Source organism: Reyranella sp. (genome assembly GCF_965228225.1).
Lineage (GTDB): Bacteria > Pseudomonadota > Alphaproteobacteria > Reyranellales > Reyranellaceae > Reyranella.
On sequence record NZ_OZ245801.1, the window covers coordinates 1,828,986 to 1,843,756 of the forward strand.

The window sequence follows — 14,771 nt, forward strand, 5'->3', positions numbered from 1 at the left end:
CCTCCTGGCTCGGACCGTTCCCCGCTCTCCAGAGGTCTGCTCCATGTCGAATCTTCTCTTGTCGGCGGCCGTGTCCGCGCCGCTACGCTCGCTCGCCTCCACTTATGCCGATCCGTCTGCCGGCATTTCCGTGGCAGCACAGCTTCTTCTCCCTCGCCTCGAGCGTGGTTGCGGCGTCGATGCGGTCGCCCTGCGTGCCGCCATGGAGCATGCCTTCGGCGGCTCTGATGCGGCCGGCGCCTGGGACTGGAAGACCGCGTACGACGCCTGCGAGGCGGCGACCATACTCTTCATCCGCAAGTTCGGCCCGGCGGTCCGCGCACGGGCGACCTCGCTGGCCGCCGAACTGACCATGCTCGGCAAGATCGCAGCGCTTCTTCCTACCCATACGAGGCGCTCCGAGGAGAGCCTGGCGCTGCAGCAATTCTCGACGCCGATCGAGCTCGCCTTCGCCGCCGCCACTGCGGCTGCCATTACCCCGGCCGATCTCGTGCTCGAGCCGTCGGCAGGGACGGGCTTGCTCGCCATCTTCGCCGAGCTCGCCGGCGGCGGGCTGGCCCTGAACGAGCTGGCGGAAAGCCGCGCGGCCTTGCTTGGGCAGCTCTTTCCAAGCGCCGCGACGACTCGCTACGACGCGGCTCACATTCATGATCATCTTGACGGCGCCGTGCGCCCGAGTGTCGTGCTCATGAATCCGCCGTTCTCGGCTGCGGCACATGTCGATGGCGCCGTCGCCGATGCAGCCCTGCGCCATGTCGCCTCCGCATTGGCCCGCGTCACCGAGGGCGGGCGACTGGTCGCGATTACGGGTGCGAGTCTCGCGCCGGACCATCCGTCCTGGCGGGACGCTTTCATCCGCCTACAGGAACGCGGCCGTGTCGTGTTTAGCGCTGCCGTCGATGGGCGCGTTTATGCCCGCCACGGCACCACGGTCGAAATTAGGCTGACGGTTATCGATCGCGTGCCCGCCGATGATCCAAGATCGTTTCCGGCATCCCCAGGCATGGCGCCCGACGCTGCCACGCTGCTTGAGTGGGTGACCGCCTGCGTTCCAGAGCGCTTGCCTGTTGAAGGTGCGGCAGCACTTCTGGCACCCGTCCATCCCGTCGCGGTCAGACCGAGCCGCAGGACCGCACGACAGCCGCTCGCCGTTGCGGGCAGTTCGCTCGAAGGAGGGGGCACCGAACTCGCGTATGAGACCGTCGACTGGAAGCCGGCCGAGGGCGGTAGCCTCACCGAAGCGCTGTATGAAGGTTACGACCTGCAGTCGATCCGAATCGCCGGCGCCCGTCCGCACCCGACCCGGCTCGTGCAATCCGCGGCGATGGCCTCGGTCGCGCCACCCAAGCCCTCTTACCGGCCACACCTGCCGGCCAATGTCGTCTCCGCTGGCCTGCTGTCCGATGCTCAGCTTGAGAGTGTCATCTATGCCGGCGAAGCCCATGCTGGCCATCTCGCCGGATCGTGGGTCGTAGACGAGACCTTCGACCTCGTCTCGGCCGCGTCCGACGATGCCGAGCACGCTGTGCGCTTCCGGCGTGGCTGGATGCTGGGCGACGGCACTGGCGCCGGGAAGGGCCGCCAGGTCGCCGGCATCCTTTTGGACAACTGGCTAAAAGGCCGCCGACGGGCGGTGTGGATCTCGAAGTCCGACAAGCTGATCGAGGATGCTCAACGCGACTGGTCGGCGCTCGGCATGGAGCGGCTGCTGGTGACGCCGCTCGCCCGCTTCCGCCAGGGAACGCCGATCCGGCTCGAGCAGGGCATCCTTTTTGCCACCTACGCCACGCTACGCACCGACGCGCGCGAGGAAAGGGTTTCGCGGGTCCGCCAGATCGTCGATTGGCTGGGACCCGACTTCGACGGAGTGATCGTGTTCGACGAGAGTCACGCCATGGCGAATGCCGCCGGCGGCAAGGGCGAGCGCGGCGACCAGGCGCCGTCGCAGCAGGGCCGTGCCGGCCTGCGGCTCCAGCATGCGCTGCCCAATGCCCGCGTCGTCTATGTCTCGGCGACGGGCGCCACCACGGTGCACAATCTCGCCTATGCTCAGCGGCTCGGCCTCTGGGGTGGCGAGGATTTCCCCTTCGCCACGCGCGTCGAGTTCGTCCAGGCGATAGAGGCCGGCGGCGTTGCCGCCATGGAGGTGCTCGCCCGCGATCTGAAGGCGCTCGGCCTCTATGCGGCCCGGTCACTGTCCTACGAGGGCGTCGCGTACGAGCTGGTCGAGCACGCGCTAACGCCGGAGCAGGTTCGCATCTACGACGCCTATGCCGGCGGCTTCCAGGTCATCCATAACAATCTCGACGCCGCCCTGCAGGCCGCCAACGTCACCGGCGAGCGCGGGACGCTCAATGCCCAGGCGAAGTCGGCGGCCCGGTCGGCCTTCGAGTCCGCCAAGCAGCGCTTCTTTTCGCACCTGATCACCTCGATGAAGACGCCGACACTGATCGGGGCGATCGAGCGCGACCTTTTAGCCGGCCATGCCGCTGTCATACAAATCGTTTCCACCGGCGAGGCCTTGATGGAACGCCGGCTGGCCGACATCCCGACCGAGGACTGGGGCGACGTCCAGGTCGACATCACGCCGCGCGAGTATGTGCTCGACTACCTGGCGCACAGCTTCCCGACCCAGCTCTTCGAGCCCTTCACCGATGGCGAGGGCAACCTCTCCTCGCGGCCAGCCTATCGCGACGGCCAGCCCGTGCAGTGCCGGGATGCCGTCGAACGGCGCGATCGCCTGATCGAGCGGCTTGCCGCGCTCGCTCCCGTGCAGGGTGCGCTCGACCAGATCGTGCAGCGCTTCGGCACCGACCTGGTCGCCGAGGTGACTGGCCGGTCGCGGCGGATCGTGCGTAAGGGGGACCGGCTTTGCGTCGAGAACCGTCCGGGCTCCGCCAATCTCGCGGAAGCGCAGGCCTTCATGGACGACGACAAGCGCATCCTCGTGTTCAGCGATGCCGGCGGCACGGGCCGCTCCTATCACGCCGATCTCGGCGCCCGGAACCAGCGCCTGCGCGTCCACTATCTGCTGGAGGCCGGCTGGAAGGCCGACACCGCCATCCAGGGCCTAGGGCGCAGCAATCGGACCAACCAGGCCCAGCCGCCTTTGTTCCGGCCCATCGCCACCGATGTGAAGGCCGAGAAGCGTTTCCTGTCGACCATCGCGCGACGGCTCGACACCTTGGGCGCCATCACCAAGGGCCAGCGCCAGACCGGCGGCCAGGGACTGTTCCGTTCCGACGACAATCTCGAATCTCCCTATGGGCGTGCCGCCCTGCGCCAGCTCTACCTCCTGCTGTTCGCCGGCAAGGTGGAGGGTTGTTCGCTAAAAGCCTTCGAGGAGGTCACCGGCCTGCATCTGATCGACCAGGACGGCAGCCTGCGCGAGGAGTTGCCACCCATTACGACCTTCCTCAACCGGCTCCTGGCGCTCACCATCGAGTTGCAGAACACGCTGTTCGGTGTCTTCGAAGATCTGCTGCGGGCGAAGATCGAAGGGGCGCAGGCTTCCGGCACCTATGACGTCGGCGTCGAGACGCTCAACGCCGAGAGCCTGGTCGTGACCGACCGGCGCTCGCTCTATGTCCATCCGCAGACGGGCGCGGAGACCCAGGTATTCACGCTCCGCCGGCGCGAGCGCAATCGGCCGTTCTCGCTCGCCGAGGCTCTGGGTCGAGCAGACGACCCGCGCGCCTTGCTGCTGGTGAACACGCAGTCCGGCCGGGCGGCCGTGCAGGTGCCTGCGCCGAGCCTCATGCTCGACGATGGTGAGGTCGAACGCCGTGTCCGCCTGCTGCGGCCGATGGAGCGGACGGCGATGCCGTCGGCGGCGCTGACGCAGACGCACTGGGAGCAGGCCAATCGCGTCGCGTTCACCGAAGCCTGGGACCGGGAACTCGTCGAGATTCCCGCCTTTACCGACAGCAATCTCCACGTCGTCACGGGACTGCTGCTGCCAATCTGGAAACGACTGCCGGAAGACTCCATGCGAGTCTACCGCCTGCAGACGGACGCTGGCGAGCGCGTGATCGGCCGGCTGGTCTCGCCGGCCTGGGTGGCGCAGGCCGTCAGTGCCGATGGCGTAAGCATCGCGCCGGCCGACGCCTGGACTGCCGTGCTCGACGGTCGAACCGTCCTCGAGCTGCAGGACGGGTTGTCGCTTCGCCGCGCCAGGGTGATGGGCCTGTTCCGGGTCGAACTCTGCGGCTTCACCGACGGCATGGTCGATCGCCTGAAGGCGATGGAGCTGATCTCCGAGATCATCGCCTGGAAGCTCCGCCTGTTCGTGCCGACCGGCGCCAACGGCCCCGAGATCCTCGCCGGGTTGATAGAACGCTACCCGATCGTGCACATCGCCGATCGGGCCGCAGCGTGAGGGGGCGGCCATGGCGTCGGTCGCCGCCGACCTCGCACACCGCCTCGCGCGCAGCGCCGAGGCGGTGTGCCGGCACTATCTCTCGAACGGCCATCGCGAGGGCCGCTACTGGCTGGTTGGCGATGTCGCCAACATGCGGGGGCGCAGCCTGTTCGTCCGCTTGAGCGGGCCGGACCATGGCAAAGGCGCCGCCGGCAAATGGACCGACGCTGCAACAGGCGAGCATGGCGACCTTCTGGACCTCATCGCCCTCAATCGCGGTCTTGATCGCCTGCGCGATACCCTGGACGAGGCACGCGCGTTCCTCGCCTTGCCGCCAGACCAGCTCGCGCCACGACAGGATCGTCTTCCCGCGCCCCGCGGTTCGCCCGAGTCCGCACGCCGTCTCTACGCCATGTCCACGCCGATCGCGGGCACGCTGGCACAATCCTACTTGCACAGCCGTGGTATCGTAACCGTGGTCGACAGTGATCCGCTGCGCTTCCATCCGCGCTGCTACTATCGCCCGGACGCCGACAGCCCGACCGAGACCTGGCCGGCACTGATCGCCGCGGTGACCGATCTCGGCGGCAGGATCACCGGAGTGCACCGCACCTGGCTCGACCGGTCTGGCCAAGACAAGGCGCCCATCGACTCGCCGCGACGGGCCATGGGTCATCTTCTCGGGCACGGTGTCCGCTTCGGAGTGGCCGACGACGTGATGGCTGCCGGCGAGGGGATCGAGACCATGCTGTCGCTGCGCAGCGTGCTGCCGACCCTGCCGATGGTCGCCGCGCTCTCGGCCAACCACCTCGCGGCACTGCTGCTTCCACCGACCTTGCGCCGTCTCTATGTCGCACGCGACGCCGATCCGGCCGGTGATGCCGCGATGGCCAGCCTGTGCCACCGCGCCGAAGCCGCCGGAATCGAGGTCAGGAGCCTGTTGCCCTGCTTCGACGACTTCAATGAGGATCTCCGCCGCGTGGGAGCGGAAAGGCTTCGAACATCCATGCGCCGGCAGCTCGCCCCGCAGGACGTGGTGCGCTTCCGAGCCTTCTAGACGGCCGTGACGGGATGAGGACGGGCTCGACGAATCGCTTCCTGGCCGGTCGCTCTGTTGCCTTTCGGACCGGACGAGAGCGCGCCCCGGCCTTCTAAGAGGGCGATCGGACGGCAGGCCGCCCGGTCCCGCAACGGCGATCCTTCGGCTTTCTTCCCCTGCCGGCTGAAGCCGGCATTCCTCGCGAGGCAAGAAAGCCTCGGACCGCCGTCCTCCGCTCTGCTCCGGCCGCAAGCGCGGTGCGGGCCCGGTCCGCCCGCCGTCTGTCGACACCCACGAAGGCCGCGATGGGCGCGGCCGATCCGACAAAGGACATCATCATGGCGACCAACGACGATCCCGAATTCGAGCCCGTGCATGCCGCATCCCCGACCGATCACGTCCTCACCGAGCTGCAGCTCTACGGTCATCGTCCCTTCCACGACGAGCCAGATCCCAGGCCACTGCCGGAAGCCAACGTCATCACTGGCGCCGTCGTCGACATCTTTGATGCGCTGGTCGCGACCCTCACCGACACCCGCCTCGAGCCCGACCTCGAAGAACTGCTGTGGTCGACCGTCAACCTGTTCCATCGCGCCACCGGCCGGATCGAGCGCGAGCTCGACGGTAACGAGCAGGCCCAGCGCCGGAGCCAGAAGGAGCAGAACGGCTCGGAGGTGCGCTCGGTGGAGCTCGAGCGTCTCGTCGCCGAGGGCTTGACCCTGATCGAACGCCGCAATGCCCTAGAACTCTTCCGCGACCAGGCTGCGGATCGCTTCGAGGTCCATACCGGCTCGGCCTGGCGGCCGCGCACCGGGTCGATGGTCAACCATCGGGCACTTACCGCGGCGATGATCGACAGCCGGGATTTTCTCGCCGCCCGGCGCCGGACCGACACCGAGCTGCTGGTGCCGGCCGGTCCCAAGATCGCCTTCACCGGTGGTGTCGACTTCAACGACCATCGGCTGATCTGGAGCATGCTCGACAAGGTCCGCGTCAAGCATCCCGACATGGTCCTGCTGCACGGCGGCTCGCCGACCGGTGCCGAGCGAATCGCCGCCCGCTGGGCCGACGACCGCAAGGTGGCTCACATCCCCTTCAAGCCGGACTGGACCCGTCACGCCAAGGCGGCACCCTTCAAGCGCAACGACCAAATCCTGGAAGTCCTGCCGATCGGCGTCATCGTCTTCCCGGGCTCGGGCATCCAGGAGAACCTCGCCGACAAAGCCCGCAAGCTCGGCATCCCGGTCTGGCGCTTCGGTTCAGGCGGCGCGTAACAGTCTATGTGAAAACGCTGGTGCGTCGTTTTGGCGGGGCACCAGCCAGCGCAAACCCTTAGCCATTCTTTGTCAGCTTCGCTGCGCTCGCAGGTTGATGCTGCGGACCATGTTGAAGGTGCAGTGAACTGGCTTTCATATTCAATGTCTCCCGCACTAGCTGGCGCAGCAGTCGTCACCTTTGCCCTCTTGAATTGGCGGGCAAGGCACCGACCCATAGGAACAGAACACGCAGCAATCGCCCTGCTTGGGCTTGAGCAGCGTGTTGCAGGCCGTGCACTCGTAGAAATACTGGCACGCGTTGGTTGGCATCGTCTCGACCTTGGCGACGCCACAGCTTGGGCAGGTCAGGGTCGATTGGAGAAGGACGGTCATATCGGGGGCGCGATCCAGAAGGTAAGGGCCAACAGGCCGACGGCCAATACCAGAGCGATCTTGTTACCCCAGTCGACTGTCGGGCGATTGCACGTTGCATCGGGAGCGCAAAGCCGCGCCCGCCGCTGCCACCACATGATGAAGGCGGCGGCGCCCAGGCAAATTACGGCGCCGTAGAGCAACTCCTGCTGATACTGCGCCGCGAGGTAGCTGATGCCGACTAGGGAGGCGGCACTTATTCCCAGGAGTGACAGGGCGACGGGCAGGGCGCAGCACGAGGCCAACCCGAATGCCGCAAGCAGACCGCCAGCAGTCAGGAACGTCTTTGCAGTGTCAGCGACCTGTCGGTCACTCGACGCTGATTCCGTGGTCTGGCTCTCCATCATGGGCAATGGTTTACACCCTGTAGGAACTACAGACTCAACACCCAAGAAACATCAAAGGAATGTGATGCCATGTCGGCCCCAGACGTCTTCACGATCGGCGTTCTGTCCGAGCGCTCAGGCGTGAACATCGAAACCATCCGTTACTACGAACGCGCCGGCCTGCTGCAGAAACCGGCCCGAAGTCCCGGCGGCTATCGGCTCTATCGGACCGTCGATGTCACGCGTCTTTCCTTCATCCGTCGCGCGAGGGACCTCGGCTTCTCGCTCGACGAAATCCGCCATCTGCTCGACCTTGCCGATCAGAAATCCCGGTCCTGCCGGCGAGTGCATGACATCGGCCTCACGCACCTGACGGAAGTTCGCGCCAAGATCCGGGATCTGCGACGGATGGAAGGCATCCTCGCCACGATGGTCAAGGCCTGTGCTAATGGCACAATGCCGACATGCCCGCTCTTAGAGGTATTGGCATCAGCTTGACTGACCCGCCTATCGAGGCTCCCGCCGTTTCACACAGCCTGGTAAGCGCCGCCTTTTGGCCAACTTCACAGTCGACAGTTACTAGATCGCGCCATGGTGGTGGTGGAAGGCGCAGCCGTTCGACTCTTGTCACGGAGATCCACCATGCTTGCCATCGTTCTCGGCGTTTTCGGCCTCGGCTTCTGCTGCTGGCTCTTGTTCACGCTCGCCATCTATGCGCTCCCCTTCCTTGCCGGATTGACCGCGGGCCTCGCTGCCTTTGACAGCGGGGGAGGAGTCGTCGGAGCGCTCATCGTCGGCTTTTTTGCTGGCGGTGCGACCCTTGCGCTCGGGCAGATTGGCTTCGCCACCACCCGTACGCCGCTGATCCGCGCCATCATCGGCCTGCTCTACGCCGTGCCGGCGACCGTCGCCGGCTATCAGGTGTCGCTGGCGCTAGCCGGCATCGGCATGTCCACCGGCAACTGGCAGATGGCATTTGCCGTTGTCGGCGCCGTTCTCGCTGGTGTCACGGCCTTCTCGCGCATGACGCTGTTTCTTCCACCGTCGGACGAGCGGGGCATCGGGAGAACTCACTCGCCGGTTAGCTGGCAGCCGCACGACCAGAGACGCTGACGCTTTCTGCGTCCTCATCGTCGAGATTGGTGAAGATGGGTGGTGAGCGCTCGTTGCGATGCGCGAGCGTGAACGCGGCCACCGGATAGCGCTTCGATGAGCCCGTGTTTTCTGCACAGCCGACAAGATGCTGGGTTGTGGTCGCCGTCTACGCCGGGTTGGCCGCAGACGGCAGCCATCCTTTTTCTACGCTACGGCCGCCTTCACTTCGCCTGGCCTGCCGGACCTCTTGTGCAGGACCCTTCAGGTTAGCCACGACTTCTCCCGAGGATGCTGTTCGGCGTGCGACCCACGGCCTCTCCTTGGCTTGATCTAGCCGTAGGACGGCTGCGCCTCGATCGCCTGAGCCGCAACGGCGTCGGTTCGACTTTCTTCCCCTGGGCTTCGCCCATTCCTCGCGAGGCAAGAAAGTCGCCCCGCCGCCGTCCTCCGCTGTGCTCCAGCCCGCGAGCGGGTGCAGCGTCGATCGCCTCCGGCAAACGATCGCCATCGAGGCCGCGATGGTCGCGGGGCTCGAAACAGCAAGGAGAAGTCACATGGCCAACATCGGTTCCTTCAAGAAGTCCGGCAACGAGTACCAGGGCGAGATCGTCACCCTGAGCGTCCAGACCAAGGGTGTGCGCATTGTCCCCGAGGCCAACCGTTCGAACGATAATGCCCCAAGCTACCGGGTCTTCGTCGGCCGCGCCGAGATCGGGGCCGCCTGGTCGAAGCGCTCCAACGAGGGCCGCGACTACCTCTCGCTCAAGCTCGACGATCCGAGCTTCAACGCACCGATTTTCGCCAACCTGTTCGACGACGAGGACGGCGAGGGGTTCACCCTGATCTGGTCGCGCAGCCGCAAGAAGAGCGGCGAGTAAGTCAGCGCTCCCGAAGCCCCGCCCGGTGAACCGGGCGGGGTTTTTCTTTGCTCAAATGGGACACCCCGGCCCGCACGCCAATCGCGACGCCCAGCGCGGTGACTGCCGATCTGGGATTTTGCCTACGCTACCAATCTTGAGACGGCGCATTATCGACTGATGGGAGTTGGCGCATCCGGCTGCGCCGGACCGGGCTCTATGCGGCCGCTGAGAGGGGATGGCGGCCGCACGAAGCCGCCCTTCGGTTAGAGCGGGGGAAGGGCGTCTTCGCCTGTCGGTGACGATCCCTTGCGGTTACGACTTCGATTTTGACGCAGGCTCCATCAGGAGGTCAGCCGGACGCACGCTCAGTGCCTGCGCTGTTTCCCAAATCGACAGAAGAGTGACGTTCTGCAGCCCACGTTCGATCGCACTGATATAGGCCCGATCTGCGCCCATGCGAGCGGCGACGGCTTCTTGACTAAGGCCCGCCGCCAGGCGGTAGGAGCGGACGTTGGTGCCGAACACCTTGCGAATGTCCATTCGCAGGATAGGAGGCAATCGCGTATTCTGACGCTACGTACTATAATACGCGGCCATTTTGCTAGCGCGCCGATGTGTCTATGCTTTTATGCAGATCAGACTTCGATGACCTTCACTGCTCACGTGGTGAGCATACGAATTGACTGATGTGATGCGCCGCGTGCATCGCCACTGGCTCCTTGGGCTGTGACAATGCGGTGGCTGGGGACCCGGTAAACTCTGCTGCTTATGAGTCGCGATGACCACACCTTCCTTTGACAACAGCCCGCCTGAAAGCGATCAGGTGACAGCCTATGACGAGCGGCATTTCGTGACCTATCTTCGTCTGCTGGACGCTGCCGCTGAGTCCGCGGACTGGCGGGAAGCAGTGCAAATTGTCTTTGGCCTCGATCCGACGCAAGAACCCGAGCGCGCCCGCTTTGTCCATGACAGTCATTTGGCGCGGGCTCGGTGGATGACCGAGAAGGGTTTTCGTCATCTGTTGCGTGCACCACGCAACTGAAGGTCGTCATCAAAGAAGGGTCTTCAGATAGACGCTTTGGGACCTCTTCAGACGACATCGCGCGTTCAGTGTTTGGGTTCTTCAACAACCGTTGGTCGCATGAAAGGCTTGCTTCGGTTAGCCCTGAGTAACCGTGTGTAAACGGAGTCTCGATGACGAAGAGACCCGATTGGAGGTCGCCGGATTATGTCGACGCGCTGAAGAATCTGGATCGTGCTGGTTTCGCTTGGGAGTTCCTCCGGCGAAATCCGGCTTACCGAGATGACTACGAAGGAATTGCAGAAGATCCGGATGAATCGGAACTGAGTTCAGAAACAGTGGGAGGGAATTGGGGGCTTTCCTTTCGCCCGCGATCCGGCCCTCAGTGCGTCCGCGGCGCCGGTTTTATGGCGGCCTGAACTGATACCTCATGCAGTGATTCTTGTTGCTGCACCTGAGTGTTTTGGTAACGCCTATCGCTTAGGGTCCTTTGCTGACCTGATACCGTCAACTGAGCGTCCTAGCGTTGTGGATGACGCCGGTGGCCCGCATCATCTCTTTCTTCATGGGGTGCAGCCGGCGCTGCCGATTGCAGCGCTCGTCCCGCTCGATGAGACCGTTCTCCTGCGCCTTGCCGGTCTGTTGCGCTTCAAGCGGCGCCTCGACCGCCAGCCCGCAGGCGCGCTTCCGCCTGCCTGGCGGATAACGGCCCGCCTCCGGAATCGGCTCCTTGGCATGATCCGCGCGCTGGACGGTCATCTAGAGGGAGCGAGCTACCGGGAAATTGCCTTGGCGCTTCACGGCTCGGATGCCGTCGTCCGTTTCCCTTGGAAAACGTCATCCATCAGGGGCCAGACCATCCGGCTGGTCACAGATGCCGTAACCATGATGAACGGAGGCTATCGGAAGCTATTGCGCGCAGGGCGTTAGCCGACGCTCGCCGGCGCTCGGGGTGCCGCTTTCAAAGCACGCCAGTCCGTCATCCTCCTACGCTGTCGTCCTCCGCCACCGTGACCGTCGATCCGCCGTCACCGTCGACGGCTCTCGCCAGGACACGGAGCCCCTCAAATGCCAGATCCAACCGCCGGCTTGCCGCCACGCTTTCTGCGCACCCCTGAAGCTGCGCGTTTTCTGAGTCTCTCCGGGCGCACCCTGGAGAAACATCGGACCTATGGCACCGGCCCGACTTACCGGAAGATTGGCGGTCGCGTCGTCTATGCCATCGAAGACCTCAAGGCATGGGCCGATCGCGGCGCCAAGACCTCAACGTCTGATCCTGGCGCGGGGACCGTGCTCCCTGCCAAGCGACATGTCGCGGCTCCCGCCGATGCCGCCCGGCTTCGGCGTTGATCGGAGCCAGCGCATGAACTCTCAGCAGAAGCGGGCCAGCGAGCGCAATCAGCTGCATCTGTTTCGCGCGTTGCCGGGTGGCCTGGCGCCGCGGGACCAGCAGAACCTCATGGCCTATCCCTTCTTCTCGTTGGCCAAGTCCAAGCGTGTCTTGCCGATCGATTACCGCACCCGCACCGTCGCCGTCCGTGTCGAGGGCGTTCCCGACCATGGCATGGCGACCATCTGGGATGCAGACGTGCTGATCTGGGCCGCCTCGCAGATCGTCGAGGCGAGAGACGCCGGACTGCAGACATCCCGTCTGATGGCGGCGACGCCCTACGAGATTCTGACCTTCGTCGGCCGCGGCACCGGCGCACGAGACTACGAGCGTCTGAAGGCCGCGCTCGACCGGCTCCAGTCTACGAGCGTGCTGACGTCGATCCGCCAGCCTGCAGAACGGCGACGTCACCGCTTCTCCTGGATCAACGAATGGAAGGAGACCACGGATGCCAACGGGCGACCCCTTGGCCTCGAGTTGGTTCTGCCCGACTGGTTCTATGCCGGCGTGCTGGACGACGGACTGGTGCTCACCATCGACCGGGCCTACTTCGATCTAACCGGTGGCCTGGAGCGATGGCTCTACCGCGTCGTGCGCAAGCATGGCGGACGCCAGGCTGGCGGCTGGAGTTTCGATTTTCTGCATCTTCATGCGAAGTCCGGCAGCCTCTCGCCGCTCAAACACTTTGCCTACGACGTGCGCGAGATCGTGCGTCGTCAGGCGCTGCCAGGTTACCGGCTGGTCGTCGATCGTGGTCCGCGCGGGTTGGAGCGTCTCATCTTCACATCGGTTTTCCGCGACCCATTCGGTACGACGTTGAATCGAGATGGGCGAAGACTACGTCCTGGGGACAGACTGTGAGTCGCGTCGTGCTATCGGGGACGGGGACTATCGTGCCATCGGGGACCCGATCGTCGTGCTATCGGGGACCGCAATCGCGGAAAAATCCTTGGCTCTCAACAGGTTGGAGTGGCCTTAACTTCCCTAACTCAGATTCCTTCGGAATCTGTCTAACGGACCGCATTTATCCACCATCTGGGATAGCAGGTTGCCCGGAAACGGGACTGCGGAGGAACGTGCCTGCGACACGCGATGGAGGTCCCGCATGAGCGGCCTCACGCATGTCGAGCTCCTTTGGCTCGAGAAGCAGGCCGAACACTGGCTCCGCTTTGGCCATGCCGCAGAGGAGCAGATCCTCGACCGGCGACGGCGCGTCCTCTCCTTTGCTCCGGGCAGCGTCTTCGCCTTCGTGCGCTGGGCCGCCAACGACTACGGCACGGTCGCGTCGCGGATCGATATCCTGCGCGCCGTTCGGGCCAGCGAAACCTGCGCGACCGTTCCGTTCGTACGACCAGGCGCCGACATCCTGCTGCGAACGTCCGGTTGGCCGAAGGTCAAGCACGTGCTGCAGATGATCGACATCGTCGAGGCGCTGGGCATCGATCCGGCTGACGCAGCGCCGGACTATTGGCGTCATGTTCACAGTCGTCTATCGGTCGGCGAAGCGCTCCGGCCTTATTCCTTGGAGCGGCACAAGGCTTGGCTTTTGCGGCAGCGGATCGGCTCATGAACGGGCGAAAGCGCGCGGTTGTGGCCGTGCTCGCCGGTGTCGGCATCCTGGCGTTGAGCGCTGGCAAAGCTGCACTTCCGCTCTTCATCTGGAATGCCTCGGCAAGCGTGCCTGTAGGGCTCTACCGGCTACAGGCGATTGACAAACTTTACGCTGCTGAACTGGTCGTCGTCGTGCCACCAGAGCCGCTCGCGACCTTCCTCGCTCAGGGTGGCTATCTACCTCGAAGTGTTCCCATGCTGAAGCGCGTCCTGGCGCTTCCCGGGCAGGCCGTCTGCCGGAGAGGGCTCACGATCCTTATCGATGGGACCGCGATGGGCCTGGCCCGCGAGCGCGATGGACGCGCCCGGTCGCTTCCGACCTGGCAAGGATGCCACGTCATCGCGGCGGACGAGCTCTTCCTGATGAACCGACAATCGGCTGACTCATTGGACGGGCGATACTTCGGCCCGATCCCGGCCTCCGCCGTCATCGCCCGCGCGGATCCCATCTGGATCGAGAAGGAGTGACCATGCACTGCAATTTCGCTCACGCACCGGTGTGCTTGCTCATGACGTGCTGCGACTCACCCTCTTTCCCGGCCAAGAGTCCGGGAGGCGTCGTGCGATCGTTCGCCTTGGTAACGGTGATCGCGTTGATGGTGACCGCAGTTGGACTGGCCGAGAGAGCACATGCCGAGCCGGCTCGTGCTACGGAGTCGACGAACGCGGCGGCCGTCGACCCGTATGCCGCCTTTGTCCACGAAGCTGCGCAGCGCTTTGGTGTGCCGGCGTCCTGGATCAGCGCCGTATTGGCTGTAGAGAGTGGCGGAGACGTGCGGGCACTCTCGTCGCAAGGTGCGATGGGGTTGATGCAGATCATGCCGGATACTTGGGCTGACTTGCGAGCTCGTCATCGGTTGGGCGCCGACCCCTACGATCCTCGCGACAACATTTTTGCTGGCGCGGCGTACCTGCGCGAGATGCATGATCGCTACGGCGTCCCCGGCTTCCTGGCCGCCTACAATGCGGGCCCGCGGCGTTACGATGACTATCTGGCGGCGGGCCGGGCGCTGCCTGCGGAGACTCGGCGCTACGTCGACATGCTCGCCCCGCTGATCGGAGACGAACAGGTCAGCAACGCGGCGAGTCTCAACCGCAGTGTCATGACATGGCAGGAGTCACCGCTGTTTGCAGCGCGTACCCGTCAGAGCCCCGCAGCCATGCCGTCGTCTCGCCCCACGTCATCGGAGCGAGCATCGGTCGGTCCCTTTTTCGGGGGTGCAGCTGCGCTGGTGCCACCAGCTGATGAACTGTTTGTGCGCCACGGCACCGCAAGTCGGTTGCCGTGATGCGGAGCGTTCGTGGATGCCGGCATTCGGTCAGATTGTCGAAGGAGCTCATGAGGCTTCTCGGCCCAAGAAGCTGAATCATGGACGGCAAG

18 protein-coding genes are annotated in these 14,771 nt (G+C 64.8%); 14 read left to right on the forward strand and 4 right to left on the reverse strand.

All coding sequences use genetic code 11. The features are described from left to right. The first annotated feature begins 43 nt into the window (after window positions 1-43). From ACO07K_RS08740 to ACO07K_RS08750, 3 genes are all read left to right on the forward strand, one after another. Window positions 44-4,378, forward strand: coding sequence for a strawberry notch-like NTP hydrolase domain-containing protein (locus tag ACO07K_RS08740; RefSeq protein WP_422035537.1), 4,335 nt, complete (start codon window positions 44-46; stop codon window positions 4,376-4,378). 10 nt (window positions 4,379-4,388) lie between these two features. Further along, window positions 4,389-5,417, forward strand: a complete 1,029-nt coding sequence (locus ACO07K_RS08745) for a DUF7146 domain-containing protein (RefSeq protein ID WP_422035539.1) — start codon at window positions 4,389-4,391, stop codon at window positions 5,415-5,417. A 287-nt stretch (window positions 5,418-5,704) separates the two neighbouring features. Beyond that, window positions 5,705-6,673 carry a DUF2493 domain-containing protein gene (locus ACO07K_RS08750; RefSeq protein WP_422035540.1) on the forward strand — a complete coding sequence of 323 codons (969 nt, stop codon included), beginning with the start codon at window positions 5,705-5,707 and terminating at the stop codon, window positions 6,671-6,673. Between the two features lie 156 nt (window positions 6,674-6,829). On the opposite strand, the gene ACO07K_RS08755 is transcribed toward ACO07K_RS08750, so the two are convergent. Further along, entirely contained in the window at window positions 6,830-7,048 is a 219-nt protein-coding gene (locus ACO07K_RS08755; protein ID WP_230553897.1) for a GDCCVxC domain-containing (seleno)protein, read from the reverse strand. Beyond that, on the reverse strand, window positions 7,045-7,434 hold the full coding sequence (locus ACO07K_RS08760) for a mercuric reductase (RefSeq protein WP_422035541.1): 390 nt from the start codon (window positions 7,432-7,434) through the stop codon (window positions 7,045-7,047). The genes ACO07K_RS08755 and ACO07K_RS08760 overlap by 4 nt, the downstream gene beginning before the upstream one ends. 69 nt (window positions 7,435-7,503) lie before the next feature. Here ACO07K_RS08760 and ACO07K_RS08765 point away from each other — a divergent pair, with 69 nt between their 5' ends. From ACO07K_RS08765 to ACO07K_RS08775, 3 genes are all read left to right on the forward strand, one after another. Next, window positions 7,504-7,911 carry a MerR family transcriptional regulator gene (locus tag ACO07K_RS08765; protein WP_422035542.1) on the forward strand — a complete coding sequence of 136 codons (408 nt, stop codon included), beginning with the start codon at window positions 7,504-7,506 and terminating at the stop codon, window positions 7,909-7,911. 144 nt (window positions 7,912-8,055) lie between these two features. Then, the gene (locus ACO07K_RS08770; protein WP_289298537.1) at window positions 8,056-8,526 is read left to right on the forward strand and encodes a hypothetical protein; all 471 of its coding nucleotides are present in this window, start codon (window positions 8,056-8,058) and stop codon (window positions 8,524-8,526) included. A 536-nt stretch (window positions 8,527-9,062) separates the two neighbouring features. Beyond that, window positions 9,063-9,386, forward strand: coding sequence for a DUF736 domain-containing protein (locus ACO07K_RS08775; protein WP_422035543.1), 324 nt, complete (start codon window positions 9,063-9,065; stop codon window positions 9,384-9,386). 294 nt (window positions 9,387-9,680) lie between these two features. Here ACO07K_RS08775 and ACO07K_RS08780 read toward each other — a convergent pair whose 3' ends face one another. Next, the gene (locus ACO07K_RS08780; protein ID WP_422035544.1) at window positions 9,681-9,908 is read right to left on the reverse strand and encodes a helix-turn-helix domain-containing protein; all 228 of its coding nucleotides are present in this window, start codon (window positions 9,906-9,908) and stop codon (window positions 9,681-9,683) included. A 238-nt stretch (window positions 9,909-10,146) separates the two neighbouring features. Here ACO07K_RS08780 and ACO07K_RS08785 point away from each other — a divergent pair, with 238 nt between their 5' ends. Beyond that, window positions 10,147-10,410, forward strand: a complete 264-nt coding sequence (locus ACO07K_RS08785; RefSeq protein ID WP_422035545.1) for a DNA -binding domain-containing protein — start codon at window positions 10,147-10,149, stop codon at window positions 10,408-10,410. Between the two features lie 152 nt (window positions 10,411-10,562). Then, entirely contained in the window at window positions 10,563-10,808 is a 246-nt protein-coding gene (locus ACO07K_RS08790) for a transcriptional regulator domain-containing protein (protein WP_422035546.1), read from the forward strand. A gap of 88 nt (window positions 10,809-10,896) precedes the next feature. Here the strand turns inward: ACO07K_RS08790 and ACO07K_RS08795 are convergent, their stop codons facing one another. Next, window positions 10,897-11,148 (reverse strand): hypothetical protein, encoded by a 252-nt coding sequence (locus ACO07K_RS08795; protein ID WP_422036733.1) that lies wholly within the window; start codon window positions 11,146-11,148, stop codon window positions 10,897-10,899. Here ACO07K_RS08795 and ACO07K_RS08800 point away from each other — a divergent pair. From ACO07K_RS08800 to ACO07K_RS08825, 6 genes are all read left to right on the forward strand, one after another. Next, window positions 11,032-11,319 carry a DUF2285 domain-containing protein gene (locus ACO07K_RS08800; protein WP_422036644.1) on the forward strand — a complete coding sequence of 96 codons (288 nt, stop codon included), beginning with the start codon at window positions 11,032-11,034 and terminating at the stop codon, window positions 11,317-11,319. The two genes, ACO07K_RS08795 and ACO07K_RS08800, sit on opposite strands and share 117 nt — an antisense overlap. 138 nt (window positions 11,320-11,457) lie before the next feature. Then, a complete protein-coding gene (locus ACO07K_RS08805) occupies window positions 11,458-11,739 on the forward strand; it encodes a helix-turn-helix transcriptional regulator (RefSeq protein ID WP_422035547.1) in 282 nt (93 codons plus the stop codon). A gap of 13 nt (window positions 11,740-11,752) precedes the next feature. Further along, window positions 11,753-12,640, forward strand: coding sequence for a replication initiator protein A (locus ACO07K_RS08810; RefSeq protein ID WP_422036645.1), 888 nt, complete (start codon window positions 11,753-11,755; stop codon window positions 12,638-12,640). Between the two features lie 244 nt (window positions 12,641-12,884). Then, window positions 12,885-13,349, forward strand: a complete 465-nt coding sequence (locus tag ACO07K_RS08815) for a DUF2840 domain-containing protein (protein WP_422035548.1) — start codon at window positions 12,885-12,887, stop codon at window positions 13,347-13,349. Further along, window positions 13,346-13,858 (forward strand): S26 family signal peptidase, encoded by a 513-nt coding sequence (locus ACO07K_RS08820; RefSeq protein ID WP_422035549.1) that lies wholly within the window; start codon window positions 13,346-13,348, stop codon window positions 13,856-13,858. Before ACO07K_RS08815 ends, ACO07K_RS08820 begins: the two co-directional genes overlap by 4 nt. 92 nt (window positions 13,859-13,950) lie before the next feature. Next, a complete protein-coding gene (locus tag ACO07K_RS08825; RefSeq protein ID WP_422035550.1) occupies window positions 13,951-14,679 on the forward strand; it encodes a lytic transglycosylase domain-containing protein in 729 nt (242 codons plus the stop codon). The last annotated feature ends 92 nt before the right edge of the window (window positions 14,680-14,771 follow it).